Below are 13454 nucleotides of genomic sequence, written 5' to 3' on the forward strand. Positions count from 1 at the left end.
TTATTGCTCTACAAGTAATATTAGATAGGTTAATTTCCGCATTGCCTGACATTACATTTATGTGGCCTATAATACCGCGTACGTGTTCGTTACGTTCATTTTTTAGCTCTGAAATTAGCTAATTGAACCCAAGTAGCAAGGCCTACGGTCGCATCTGTTGTATTATATGACCCAGACCTGAAATTCTTAGTAAAGTCAAAGTTGAAGAGACTATTTTACTTACCCAACCATCAGTCATCCGAGCGTTATATCTCTTGTTGAAGTCAAGAAATACGTTGCGTTCTAGATAAGTTTAAGGCTTAGATTGTAGTGCCGATCACTCATTACTTGTAGCGTTATTGACATAACCCGGAACAGATTTTTTCCTAGTCCATGAGCGTGGAAGTCGATACCAGAACCTCCTTCTAACCGATACTCAATGCCCCCGTGAATGAATGGCCAAAGAGGAGGCATAGGAACTGGAGTTGCATCATGAGTGCATTATTTAATTTCCATACAAGTCAGAGTCTATATAACCAAATAAGTTACATTGGCTGTTCACGTAGTAGTCATCGTTTTCTTCATCATCAATTGAAAAAGCAAAGTACTTAAGAGGGTTCTCAGTGTCACAAGCAAGGTTAGCCATGTTATTTTTTACGTAATCCTCTATTTTATAACCATCAAAGCTTCCTTCCCAAATAATAGTACTTTCATCATTGCTGAGTTCTGCGACTAAAACAATAGTTACATAGCGATCAATGAGAGGAGTGCTTATGACGTCTTTATTTTCATAGACTGGAGAAAACTCAAAGCGACCAGTACTGTCTGTGAATGTTGATAAGTCTATTGATTTCCCTGACATGCTTAAACCAATACTAAGGCTAACCTTTAGGCTACTAAGTGGTTTTCCTTTCTTTGTTAACACACCATTGATTTGCGGTGTGTATTGATTAACGTGTTCGTCATTCAATTTACTTTCTTCAAAATTCATTACAATGCTCACTAATATGACTGTAATAATTCCAGCAACTTAATTTTTCACAACAATATTTTCATTTTGAAATTTAAAAATCTATATATGTTGTGTTTCTGTTCAATATCTAAGGTTAACTTTGTGATTAGAGTTACATTATTTTTTGTAACTACTGTTTGTAGTCATTACATCTATAGAGTTGTAATGAAACAAGCGAGTAGGGACTAACAATGAATACATCAATCAATTCATCGAGGGAGATGAGTATAGACTTTAGACTTAGATCTAGTTATCTCTTAGAAAGGATAGGTAAGCAGAAGACTTTTAAGTTGCAGGGCTTTTAGTACCATGCTTTCTGCCTTTTTGATTAGTACTTATGAACTTCTTGTTTACTGATTAATACTCAACGAGTTTGTAAACCTACATGGGCCAAAGGTATGCGGTAATCCATGTAGTAAGATTTCAGAAAGCATGAATGTTTGAAAAAAGAGACTATTTTAGTTGATACAAAAAAGGCCACCCGAAGGTGGCCTTTTCCAAACGTTTGGTGGAGCTGGCGGGAGTTGAACCCGCGTCCGAAAACCGTTCATCATTGGTACTACATGCTTAGTCGATCTTTAATTTCGCCACCCACCTGCGAACCGACACGCTAATGAATGACTAGCCTGAATTAAAATTCGCCGTTCATCTCTCAGGCGGGAGAATCCGGGCTAGCGCGTTTGGGTTTGATCCCTCGTTGATCCCCGTCTTACGTGCGGAAGCTAGGGCGAGAGAGCTCTTAGCAGGTTATTAAGCTGCTAGTGCGTAGTTTTCGTCGTTTGCGACTATTTTTTTGCGGTTTGTTAACGAGGCCTACCGCACCTCGGCATGCACCTCAGACTTCTGAATTCCCGTCGAATCCTAAATCAGCCCCAGGTAATATTCGCATAGTAACAGAAAAGCATTGGCTGTCCAGTACTATGCGTTTAAGTGGTCAAGATTAACGCAGCGCGCTCTTCATTACGCGTGCTTTTTCTCTTGCCCAGTCTTTTTCTTTTAGATCCGTACGTTTATCGTGCAGCTTTTTACCTTTTGCTACGCCAATTTTTAGTTTCACCCAAGAGCGAGACCAGTACAGTGAGAGGGCCGTTAATGTCATACCTTCACGGTTTACACGTCCGAATAGGTTATCCAGCTCACGACGACTCATTAGTAGTTTACGCACACGTGTAGGGTTCGCCACAACGTGTGTCGATGCCTGATTTAAAGGAGTGATTGTCATGCCACTCACAAAGGCTTCACCGTCACGCATAAATACGTAACTTTCAGAAATATTGGCTTTACCTTGGCGAAGGGCTTTCACTTCCCAACCTTGGAGCTCCAAGCCAGCTTCGATTTCATCATCGATGAAATACTCGTGGCGAGCTTTTTTATTCAGCGCGATAGTATTGCTACCCGCTTTTTGTTTCGTTTTTTTCTTTGCCATAATAGCGTCATTATACGGGTTGGATATCGGATAGGAAATCCTTTTATTTGCGCAATCGTGGAATAAAAGTAAAATTGGCGAGTAGCTTTAAATCTGTACATGTATCGATAGGAGTATGTATGAAGCAAGTCAGCCGTTCTGCGCTTGTGTCTTTTAGCGCCGAACAGATGTTCAATCTGGTTAATGATGTTGCTAAATACCCTGAATTTCTGCCTGGTTGCTCGGGCTCTAGAATCATTGAGTCTTCGGGGAATGGTATGGTGGCTTCTGTCGATGTGGCGAAGGCTGGAATCAGCAAAACGTTTACGACTTCAAATGAGTTGATCCCCGGTCAGGCAATTATGATGAACTTGGTGGATGGCCCGTTTAAGACGTTGCGTGGTGGTTGGATTTTTACCGCGTTAGATGAGCAAGCTTGCAAGGTGGAACTAAAGCTTGAGTTTGAATTCTCAAGTAAAATGATTGAGATGGCCTTCGGTAAGATTTTTAACGAGCTTACTAGTAATATGGTAAATGCATTTACTAAACGCGCAAAACAGGTCTACGAGTGTTATGAGTATTGAGTCAGATATGATTCACGTTGAGGTTGTCTACGCTCTTCCTCATGAACAGCGTGTATTTAACTTAGTGGTAAATAATCACGCAACGGTAGAAGATATCATTCGACAATCCGGTGTATTGGAGTTGTACCCTGAAATTGATTTGTCCAAGAACAAAGTGGGTGTGTTTAGTCGTAACGTGAAGTTGGATGCGACCGTTCGAGATCGAGATCGAATAGAGATTTATCGTCCGTTACTTGCCGATCCGAAAGAGATTCGCCGTAAGCGGGCGGAGCAGGCTAAAACCGAGGGGAGTGCAGACCCAGTCACCGGTGGCAAGCCTAGTTCTGTACGTAAAAATAAGCAGGATTAATATTAACCCAATAGCTCATGTGAGTTACTCAAAGTTTGACTAACATGATTTCTATATAATAAAAAACCTCCCAAACGGGAGGTTTTTTTGCAAAAGTCAGTTTACTGAATTTGCTCGTAAAATGCGTCACTTTTTGGAAAGTCACCACTGATGTCTGCGAGCGTGCCTTGGTCATTAAAGTTTACAATCAGATCTTTCTGTACTGGTTCGCCATGGCCAGGAGTATGATGATAGATGTAATACCAAGTGTTTGGATAGCCGTTTTCAATAAGCATTGGCGACCCTAATACGAAGCGAACCTGTGCTTTAGTCATCCCAAACTTTAATTTATCAACCGCACTTTGTTCTACATAGTTGCCTTGGTTGATATCAATACGATAAACCAGTCTTTCCAATACCGAACATCCTGTCAGCAATGTCATTGCTAATGGTACGGCAACTAACCACTTCTTTAATTGCATAATAATTTCTTAGTAACCTTTAAAATACTGCGCTGATAATAAACAAGCTCGACGCAGATGTAAAAAGCTATGCGTCGTATGGTAGACAATCTGACAACGAATTTTGAGTTGAGTTGCATTTATTCACCGATATTAGACGGTAAATGTCACCACATGACGTATTAGTTAGGTGACGAAGAGCAAATTTCAATCGGAAGTAGGGTGATGGACGCTTTCAGCGGTGAGCCAAGCCTAGTGACTCGTTAGTCGGTTTTGGCGAATTCGCGTAATGCATCACCTGAAAAACGATAATACTCTTTTTCATGAATTAGTGTTGCACCAATTGAGCGGTAAAACTGACCTGCGGTAGGGTTACTACTTTCAGCTGTCCAGTCCAACCTTTGGCATCCACACTTGATCGCCAAAGATGCCAGATACTTCATTAACTTGAGACCAACCCCTTTTCCTCGAACCTTCGAAGATACGAACAGATCTTTTAAGTACATCTGCCCTGAGAGTTTTGGGGCAGGGAACATGACGGTATAAGATGCAAAGCCTACGACGTCATCATTATCGTAAACCGCAATGATATTAACACCAGAATGTTCAGAGAAGACTTGGCTCTTTAGATAATGGACCAGATCGTGTTTTGATGAAGCTTTTTCTTTGAAGTAGTAATGTTCTAACTCAATAAAAATAGGGATGAGATCTAAGCAGTTGGTTTTGTGTATTGCTCTGATATCCATATCTCATCCCTTGTCGATTTATTAAGCGGCGATAAGCAGTTCTTTTGCGTTTGCCAACGTTGAGTCGGTTATTTGACTACCACCAAGTAAGCGAGCTAATTCTGCCACACGTTGTTGTTCATCTAATGCGTGCATTTGGGTTTCGGTTTGGCCTGCTTTGGTTTGCTTAGCAACAAACATTTGTTGATGGCCGCATCCGGCAACTTGAGGGAGGTGAGTGACACACAATACTTGAGTAGATTCGCCAAGCTTGCGTAGCATTTTGCCCACTACGGCAGCTGTTGGGCCACTAATACCTACGTCCACTTCATCGAAGATTAAACTTGGTGTATCTACTTTCTGAGCGGTGATCACTTGGATAGCTAGAGAGATACGTGATAGCTCACCGCCTGACGCAACTTTTGCTATAGGTTGCAATGGTTGTCCCGGGTTGGTCGATACTAAGAAGCACACGCTGTCCATGCCAAGCGGCGATGGGTGCGTGTTGTCATTGCTAACTTCGATACTGAATACTGCTTTCTCCATGCTCAATTCGTGCATGCTTTGTGTGATCAGTTTGTTCAGTTCTTTTGCGTAACGGCTGCGTGATTTGTGCAGTTTTTCTGCTTGTGTTAGAAAGCTTTGGTACTTGTGTTCTACTTCTTGAGCAAGTTCATCTAAACGTTCATCGGAGCAATCTAACGCTTCTACTTGGGCCAGAAGATCTTGATGATGCTGGTAGAGTTCTTCTGGCATTACGTGGTGTTTACGAGCTACAGACATCACTTTAGAAAAACGTTCTTCTACATAAGCCATACGAGCTGGATCAACATCGATGCCATCTAAGTAGCTGCGTAATTCATTCTTCGTTTCTTCAAGTTGAATCATCGCTTCTGACAGCATGTTAGGTAGCTCAGATAGCTTTTCATCTAATTCGGCTAATTGAATTAGGGAGTGATTGGCCGATTGCAAAATACCAAGCGCATTGACTTCTTCACCTTCGTAAATAAGTTCGATGGCTTGCTGACAGGTAGTGGCGAGTTCACCACTGTTGGATAGTCGTTTATGCTCTTGCTCGAGCTCTGCAAATTCTTCTTCACCTAGCGATAACTCATTCAGTTCTTTGATTTGGTATTCAAGCAACTGTTTTTGCGCCTGGTTTTGCTGGCTATTTTCTTTTAGCTGCTTGAGGTTATTATCCGCCTGACGCCAATGCTGGTAAGCACTTCGTGTGCTTTTTAGTAGGTTTAAATGCCCAGCATATTGGTCGAGCATGGCCATTTGGTGCTCACTTTTCATCAATTGATGATGAGCGTGCTGCCCATGGATATTGATAAGTAGCTGCCCTAGAGATTTGAGTTGTGATAGTGGAACAGGGCTGCCATTAATGAAGGCTCTTGAGCGGCCTTCTTTTGTGATAATACGACGCAAAATACACTCACTGCCATCTAGCAGATCGTTATCTTCTAACCAACGTGTTGCATGTAAGTTGTTGTCCAATAAAAAAGCGGCGCTAACTTCGGTTTTCTCTTCACCTTGTCGCACCATGCCGGCATCGGCTCGTCCGCCTAAGCAGAGCCCTAAAGCATCGATAGCAATGGATTTACCCGCGCCTGTTTCACCTGTAATGGTGGTCATGCCCTTAGAAAGCTCGAGTTGTAAAGACTTAACAATCGCAAAATTATTAACACTTAGATGAGCCAGCATTTTATTTACCTGTATAACTGAACAATACTGTATAAGGGAACAGTATATACTGTTTCTTTATACAGTAAAGTCAGGTAGGGAAAATTTTCTTTGTAGGCTGTTTTTTTGTGATGAAGTGGGAAAAATGAGCCGATGTGATTACAACGACTCATTAAAATTGAACAGGTTACGGACGAGTTGGGTTAATCGTTAGTGGTTCTAGTGTGACGACTGCATTCACACCTGCACCTGGGTGATCTACGTATGAAGTATCTTGCATTAGAGTGTAGTAAACGTCGACGAAGTCATCATCATTCGTGAGTACACCATCGGGGATAGTGTCGATGATCTTGTTCGTGATTTGCGGAATAATCGCGTAAGCCTGAACTTCTGGATCTGGAATCGCTTTCAATACTTCTTCGGCAACTTGAACAAGGAGTTTTGCCAATTGTTTATAGTCTGTGCCGTCATCTTGCTCCATGAGCACAATGTCTGCCGCACCCCAGCGGTAACGAGACCAGTGAATAATGATCTGATTTGGATAGTAATCTTGGTTATCGTAGTCTAAGTATGGAAGCTCCACCAAATCGAGAGTAGGTTCATCACGACTTGGATTGACGCCCGTTACGATAGCGTAGATTTCTGCCTTGCCAGAGATCCAAGGTTCTTTGTCATCGGCTAGACGGATCTTTTTCAACTGCGTGGTTTGAATTGGAGCCGCTTCGCCCACTGCGCTACTTGACAATAGCGGTGTATTTTGGCGTTGTTCATCAGCAATATATGGTTGAACTAAAGCTGGTTGACCGAGTTTTTTCATCTCAGCTTGCATAGCTTGCAAGCCTGCTTTTAGCTCTGCAGAGCTATTGTTATCAACGACAAGTACAGGTACCTCAGGGAGCTGGTAAACATCGAGTTGATGGATGTTGCCATAAACATCAAATGCTTCGATGTATTGCCAATTCTCATCATCACCACTTGGTTCAAATGCAAATAATGGCTCGACCTCGCCACTTTGCCATGCTGTTATCATGGCTTCATTTGCCAAGCGAACTTCTAACAACTGATCAGAGTATTCAGAAATACCTTTCCAGCTACGAATTTGAGTGTCAGCTTGTACAAGCTGGCGGCTGAACTCTGAGTTAGGGTTTTGCTTAACAAATGCTGATACAGACACGTTAGTCTGTTGCGGAGTAATATCTCTTCTCAGCATGGGTTCAATGGCAGCATAATTCTCACTCAATTGTTGAGCTAGGGCCCGTTTCGTCTTAGTGATATCTTCCGCTTTTGCATTGGACACACTGTTGACTTGCGTTTCCTCTGATTGGCAGCCAATAAGTGCTAATGTACTGAGAACAGACAGAATGATGGTTTTCTTCATAATATGTCCTTTATTGATTGTATGAAATAGAGTTAATACTCTATTCATGGTGAGAATATCACCGGACATAGATCATTGAATTTGCTTTTCTATCTTTTGTGTAAAGTTTGCCCACAGGATCAAAATTTATAAGCTTCTCTTTAATGATGACAAATATCGTGTCGCCTCACTACTTTGTGTCTATTTCTTGTCTAAGAAAGCCAAAAGCCAAAAGCCAGTAGCAATTGAGCTGCTGGCTTTTTTATTGAAGTTATTACCCTGAGTAACAAGTGTTAGAACAATTTACTAGACCAGCCAAGCTTATTCCGTAAGACGTGATAGTAGCTGTAGTCTTTTGGATGGATGAGCTTTAGTACATTTGGACTTTGATAGATGTGAATTTCGTCGCCAGGGGTAACTGGAAGTGAGACTTGTCCATCACAGCTAACTTCTTGTGTTCCACGGTTTTCTGGTGATACCACCAATTTAATTCGACGTTTTCCATCAACCACCAAAGGTCGACTCGACAATGTATGCGGGAACATTGGCACGAGTGAAATGGCATTCAAGCTAGGAGAAAGAATTGGGCCGCCGCCAGAAAGTGAATATGCCGTCGAGCCAGTCGGAGTGGAGACAATCAAACCGTCGGCCCGTAAAGAGAAGGCGAAGCTTTCATCTATGTACACTTCAAATTCAATCATATGGGCAATTTGCCCTGGGTGAAGTACGGCTTCGTTTAGCGCAGCGTTATGACTCTTTATTTGTCCGTGGCGGTGTACTTCCGCCTCTAAAAGAAAACGCTCCTCTTCAATATACTCACCGTCGAGTACCGCTTGCAGAGACGCTTGGAAGTCGTCTGGGTTCAAGTCAGTTAAGAAGCCCAGATTTCCACGGTTCACGCCTATAACTGGTACATCAAATCGGGATAAAATTCTTGCTGCACCTAGCATGTTGCCATCGCCACCAACCACAATGGCTAGATCGGCATTTTTTCCTAGTTCAACTAAGCTAGCAAACTGACTCTGTGGGATATCATCCAGTATTGCGGCAAGGCGATCGTCAATGAATACTTTATAGCCCTCAGAGGTCAACCATTGGTACAACTCTTTATGAGTTTGAATTGCTTGTTGATCTCTTGGTTTTCCGATAATCGCGATCACGTTACATGGATTTTTCATAGCATTTCCGCATTAAAGAGGCTTGAATCAGGAATCTTCATCCCCATAATAATGGCAAGTCACCTAAATATGCGAATTTTTATGTGGTTAAAGCCCGCAAAAACGCGCATGGCTTTAAGGGCATTATGTTGAATTCTGGAGATATCATGAGCAACGAAGAAAACAAAGTTACAGAAGAAGAGCTTGATCAAATCATCGAAGAGGCTGAAAAAGTAGAAGCTGAAGCACAAGAAGTTGAAGCTGAGCTTGAAGAGCTTGGTGATGAGACAGACGCTAAGATTGCTCAACTAGAAGCGGCACTATTGTCTAGCGAGGCAAAAGTAAAAGAGCAACAAGATGCGGTGTTGCGTTCTAAAGCTGAAGTAGAAAACATGCGTCGTCGCACTGAGCAAGAGATCGATAAAGCACGTAAGTTTGCGTTGAACAAGTTTGCAGAAGAGCTGCTTCCTGTTATTGATAACCTAGAGCGTGCAATTCAAGCGGCAGATACAGAGAATGAAACTGTGAAGCCGTTCCTAGAAGGCGTTGAACTAACACATAAAACGTTTGTAGACGTTGTAGCGAAATTTGGCTTGAAAGCAATCAACCCTGAAGGTGAAGCATTCAATCCAGAGTTCCATCAAGCGATGTCGATTCAGGAGAGCCCTGATCATGAATCAAACACTGTTATGTTTGTTATGCAAAAAGGTTACGAACTAAACGGCCGTGTGATTCGTCCGGCAATGGTAATGGTTGCTAAGTAACTTTAACTACCTGTTTTTTAAATATAAAAGCGCCCATCATTTTTGATGGGCGCTTTTTTGTTTTAAACATAAATGACTGCATCGAACTTCGTTGTATATCGATAAATGAAAATTTGATCCCCTTCATATTTTTTCCTATTGGTTAATTATTTTCCTATAGGAGATTTTCTCTCATCTCGCTGCGTGTTTATTAACGGAAAGGGCTATAAGTGATTGTAATCATTCGTTGTGTGAATATTTGTTCTGCATAGGAATGTAAATATAGTCATTTTTTCTAAAACAATGTCGTTAACAAAAATGTAAATTATCACTTTATTTTGTAACTTCGGTGTGTATGATTTGCGACTAATGCTTTAAAAGTAAGCATATATAACTACAAAAATGTAAATAGTAAACACAACATATCGGAGATTTATAATGGATAAATCGCTTTCTAGTAAGATTTTTATAGGCTTGTTTGCCGGCCTTGTGCTGGGGACAGCAATTCAGTACTTATTTAGCGGTATTGCGATTTTTGATACATACCTACTTGGAGCAGCAGAAGGTGTTGGCGGCATGTTCGTCTCACTGATCAAATTGCTTGTTGTTCCTTTAGTTTACGTTTCAATCGTATGCGGCATTGTTGACTTGAAAGACATCAGTGCATTTGGTCGTCTTGGTGGAAAAACTTTTACCCTTTACATTCTTAACACCATCATTGCGATTACGGCGGCTTTGACTGTCGGCTTGATCTTCCAGCCAGGAGCGGGCGCTAATCTAGCAGGAACGGTATCTGAGGCTGTACAGCTGACAACGACAGAGACGCCGGACATTTTCTCTTTAGTTGTTAACATTGTTCCTAGCAATCCTGTACAAGCGTTTGCTAGCGGCGACATGCTGCAAATCATCTTTATGGCAATTTTGACGGGGCTTGCAATTCAAGCTTTGGATTCTCGTGGTGGCCCAGCTATTCGCACATTCAAAATGGCAAATGAAATCATGATGAAATTGGTTGGATTAGTGATGAGTCTTGCACCATATGGTGTGTTCGCACTAATGATTCAACTAGGTGCAACGCTAAACGCCAATACATTAATGTCCGTTGCCGGTTACGTGGCTTTGGTGGTTGCGATGTTGGTGTTCTGGATCTTCTTCTTCTACCCAATGGCAGTGAGTATTGCGACAGGAACTTCTCCAAAGACTTTCCTACGTGCAACTCGTGAGCAGATTCTTTTCTCTCTATCTACCGCGAGCTCAAACGCGACTATCCCGGTAACGATGCGCACACTGACAGAAAAGCTTCAGGTCTCTAAATCGGTTGCTGGCTTCGGTGTACCACTGGGCGCAACGATGAATATGTCTGGTGTGTCTATCTATATTGCTCTAGCAACGATGTTTGTTGCGAACGCTTTTGGCCAGCCAATTAACACCGCAGACATCTTCACACTTGGCTTAACTATTCTTCTGTTATCTATTGGTGCTGGCGGCGTTCCTGGGGGCGGCGTGGTAATGGTAGGCGTTTTGCTTCACCAACTAGGTTTACCACCTGAAGGTTTAGCAATCATTGCAGCGGTCGACCGTATAAATGATATGTTCTGTACATCATCTAACGTTGTCGGCGACACGGCAGTGAACACCATTGTTGCAAAAACAGAAGGTGAGATAGGTAAAGAAGAAGGTGTTGATGCTGAGCCTGCTCAAGCGAACGCCTAATACCTTGAATAATTTATTTTAACCCTAATATTGAAGCGAGCTCTTATGAGCTCGTTTTTTATTTAGGAAGAGTCGGACATAAATAAATTTATCTGGGAAATGACGTTTTGTTGCGCTACAGCAGTGTGACGAGTTCCCAACTAATCAGAAAGAAACACATAAATTTCGAAAAAAGACGCTTTTTTTTAATTCTGCCCTTGAAAAGCATTTTGCCGCCCTTATCTATGTGGCATAGAGAAGCAAACATTGATTATTTTTGTTTGTGAGCAAGGGTTGAAACCCGATTCTCCTCCCCCCACATTGGGGTTATAACCAAACGAAAATAGAATTTATTCGGAGATAGCCAGATGGGTAAAATCATTGGTATTGACTTAGGTACTACTAACTCATGTGTTGCTGTATTAGACGGCGACAAACCACGTGTAATTGAAAACGCAGAGGGCGAACGTACTACTGCATCGGTTATTGCTTACACTGACGGTGAGACGCTAGTAGGTCAACCAGCGAAACGTCAAGCAGTAACTAACCCAGAAAACACGCTATTTGCAATTAAGCGTCTAATCGGTCGTCGTTTTGAAGACGAAGAAGTTCAGCGTGACATCGAAATCATGCCTTACAAAATAGTTAAGGCTGACAACGGTGATGCTTGGGTAGAAGCGAAAGGCCAAAAAATGGCTGCTCCTCAGGTTTCTGCTGAAGTTCTTAAGAAAATGAAGAAAACTGCTGAAGACTTCCTTGGTGAGGAAGTAACTGGCGCAGTTATCACAGTACCTGCTTACTTTAACGATGCTCAGCGTCAAGCGACAAAAGATGCTGGCCGTATCGCAGGTCTAGAAGTTAAACGTATCATCAACGAACCAACGGCAGCTGCACTAGCTTACGGTCTAGATAAGAAAGGCGGCGATCGCACTATCGCGGTATACGACCTTGGTGGTGGTACATTCGATATTTCAATCATCGAAATTGATGAAGTTGAAGGCGAGAAAACATTCGAAGTTTTAGCAACTAACGGTGATACTCACCTAGGTGGTGAAGACTTTGATAACCGTCTAATCAACTACTTGGTTGATGAGTTCAACAAAGAGCAAGGCATCAACCTTAAGAACGACCCACTAGCAATGCAGCGTGTTAAAGAAGCAGCAGAGAAAGCGAAAATCGAGCTTTCTTCTACTTCTCAAACAGACGTAAACCTACCTTACGTTACTGCAGATGCAACTGGTCCTAAGCACATGAACATTAAAGTGACTCGTGCAAAACTAGAATCTCTAGTTGAAGACCTAGTACAACGCTCTCTTGAGCCATTAAAAGTAGCTTTAGCTGATGCTGACCTATCAGTAAACGACATCACTGACGTAATCCTAGTTGGTGGTCAGACTCGTATGCCAATGGTTCAAGCGAAAGTTGCTGAGTTCTTTGGTAAAGAAGCGCGCCGTGACGTAAACCCTGACGAAGCAGTAGCAATGGGTGCTGCAGTTCAAGGTGGTGTACTTGCTGGTGACGTTAAAGACGTACTACTACTAGACGTAACTCCACTGTCTCTAGGTATCGAGACAATGGGTGGCGTGATGACTAAGTTAGTTGAGAAGAACACAACTATCCCAACTAAAGCGAACCAAGTTTTCTCTACAGCGGAAGACAACCAGAGCGCGGTAACTATCCACGTTCTACAAGGTGAGCGTAAGCAAGCGATGTACAACAAGTCTCTAGGCCAATTTAACCTAGAAGGCATCCAGCCTGCACCACGTGGTATGCCACAAATCGAGGTTACGTTTGACCTTGATGCGGATGGTATCCTACACGTGTCTGCGAAAGACAAGCAGACTGGTAAAGAGCAGAAGATCACTATCCAAGCTTCTGGCGGTCTAAGCGATGAAGACATCGAGAAAATGGTTCAAGAAGCAGAAGCTAACAAAGAAGCGGACAAGAAGTTCGAAGAGCTAGCGACTGCACGTAACCAAGCTGACCAAATGATTCACGGTACTCGTAAGCAAGTAGAAGAAGCTGGTGAAGCGCTACCTGCAGAAGAGAAAGAGAAGATTGAAGCAGCAATTTCTGAGCTAGAAACAGCACGTAAAGGCGAAGACAAAGAAGCTATCGATGCTAAAGTTCAAGCACTAATGACCGCTTCTCAAAAGCTGATGGAAATCGCTCAACAACAAGCTCAAGCGCAGCAAGCACAAGGTGCTGACGCAGGTGCACAGTCTAAAGAAGACGACGTTGTAGATGCTGAGTTCGAAGAAGTTAAAGACGACAAGAAATAATATTTCTTAACCAGATGGCTGCATAGCCATCTGGGGTCGATAA

12 protein-coding genes and 1 other RNA gene are annotated in these 13454 nt (G+C 42.4%); 5 read left to right on the forward strand and 8 right to left on the reverse strand.

The features are described from left to right. Positions 1-484: 484 nt before the first annotated feature. From R7070_RS17840 to smpB, 3 genes are all read right to left on the reverse strand, one after another. Positions 485-970, reverse strand: a complete 486-nt coding sequence (locus R7070_RS17840; protein WP_053302978.1) for a DUF6795 domain-containing protein — start codon at positions 968-970, stop codon at positions 485-487. A 527-nt stretch (positions 971-1497) separates the two neighbouring features. Further along, positions 1498-1865, reverse strand: a transfer-messenger RNA (tmRNA) gene (gene ssrA / locus R7070_RS17845). 66 nt (positions 1866-1931) lie between these two features. Next, a complete protein-coding gene (gene smpB, locus R7070_RS17850; RefSeq protein WP_005381642.1) occupies positions 1932-2417 on the reverse strand; it encodes an SsrA-binding protein SmpB in 486 nt (161 codons plus the stop codon). Between the two features lie 119 nt (positions 2418-2536). Between smpB and R7070_RS17855 the strand changes: the two genes are divergently transcribed. After that, the gene (locus R7070_RS17855; RefSeq protein ID WP_005381641.1) at positions 2537-2980 is read left to right on the forward strand and encodes an SRPBCC family protein; all 444 of its coding nucleotides are present in this window, start codon (positions 2537-2539) and stop codon (positions 2978-2980) included. After that, positions 2970-3329 (forward strand): RnfH family protein, encoded by a 360-nt coding sequence (locus R7070_RS17860; RefSeq protein WP_256900439.1) that lies wholly within the window; start codon positions 2970-2972, stop codon positions 3327-3329. The genes R7070_RS17855 and R7070_RS17860 overlap by 11 nt, the downstream gene beginning before the upstream one ends. A 101-nt stretch (positions 3330-3430) precedes the next feature. On the opposite strand, the gene bamE is transcribed toward R7070_RS17860, so the two are convergent. The 5 genes from bamE to nadK all read right to left on the reverse strand — a co-directional run bounded on the left by bamE (position 3431) and on the right by nadK (position 8715). Beyond that, complete coding sequence (gene bamE, locus R7070_RS17865; RefSeq protein ID WP_017820585.1) at positions 3431-3790, reverse strand: outer membrane protein assembly factor BamE; 360 nt, start codon at positions 3788-3790, stop codon at positions 3431-3433. Positions 3791-4032: 242 nt separating this feature from the next. Further along, positions 4033-4515 carry a GNAT family N-acetyltransferase gene (locus tag R7070_RS17870; protein ID WP_005381636.1) on the reverse strand — a complete coding sequence of 161 codons (483 nt, stop codon included), beginning with the start codon at positions 4513-4515 and terminating at the stop codon, positions 4033-4035. A gap of 21 nt (positions 4516-4536) precedes the next feature. Continuing rightward, a complete protein-coding gene (gene recN / locus R7070_RS17875; protein WP_005383750.1) occupies positions 4537-6201 on the reverse strand; it encodes a DNA repair protein RecN in 1665 nt (554 codons plus the stop codon). 166 nt (positions 6202-6367) lie between these two features. Continuing rightward, positions 6368-7558 carry a DUF3103 domain-containing protein gene (locus tag R7070_RS17880; protein ID WP_005383752.1) on the reverse strand — a complete coding sequence of 397 codons (1191 nt, stop codon included), beginning with the start codon at positions 7556-7558 and terminating at the stop codon, positions 6368-6370. Between the two features lie 272 nt (positions 7559-7830). Next, positions 7831-8715, reverse strand: a complete 885-nt coding sequence (nadK, locus tag R7070_RS17885; RefSeq protein WP_005381631.1) for an NAD(+) kinase — start codon at positions 8713-8715, stop codon at positions 7831-7833. A gap of 146 nt (positions 8716-8861) precedes the next feature. Here nadK and grpE point away from each other — a divergent pair, with 146 nt between their 5' ends. The 3 genes from grpE to dnaK all read left to right on the forward strand — a co-directional run bounded on the left by grpE (position 8862) and on the right by dnaK (position 13411). Further along, the gene (grpE, locus tag R7070_RS17890) at positions 8862-9458 is read left to right on the forward strand and encodes a nucleotide exchange factor GrpE (RefSeq protein WP_021034134.1); all 597 of its coding nucleotides are present in this window, start codon (positions 8862-8864) and stop codon (positions 9456-9458) included. Between the two features lie 417 nt (positions 9459-9875). Further along, positions 9876-11150: a dicarboxylate/amino acid:cation symporter gene (locus R7070_RS17895; protein ID WP_005381625.1), complete on the forward strand. Its 1275-nt coding sequence runs from the start codon at positions 9876-9878 to the stop codon at positions 11148-11150. 347 nt (positions 11151-11497) lie between these two features. Next, positions 11498-13411 carry a molecular chaperone DnaK gene (gene dnaK, locus R7070_RS17900; RefSeq protein ID WP_005381623.1) on the forward strand — a complete coding sequence of 638 codons (1914 nt, stop codon included), beginning with the start codon at positions 11498-11500 and terminating at the stop codon, positions 13409-13411. The last annotated feature ends 43 nt before the right edge of the window (positions 13412-13454 follow it).

This window comes from Vibrio sp. 1557, assembly GCF_033340175.1.
In the GTDB taxonomy this organism is placed as follows: Bacteria; Pseudomonadota; Gammaproteobacteria; order Enterobacterales; family Vibrionaceae; genus Vibrio; species Vibrio alginolyticus.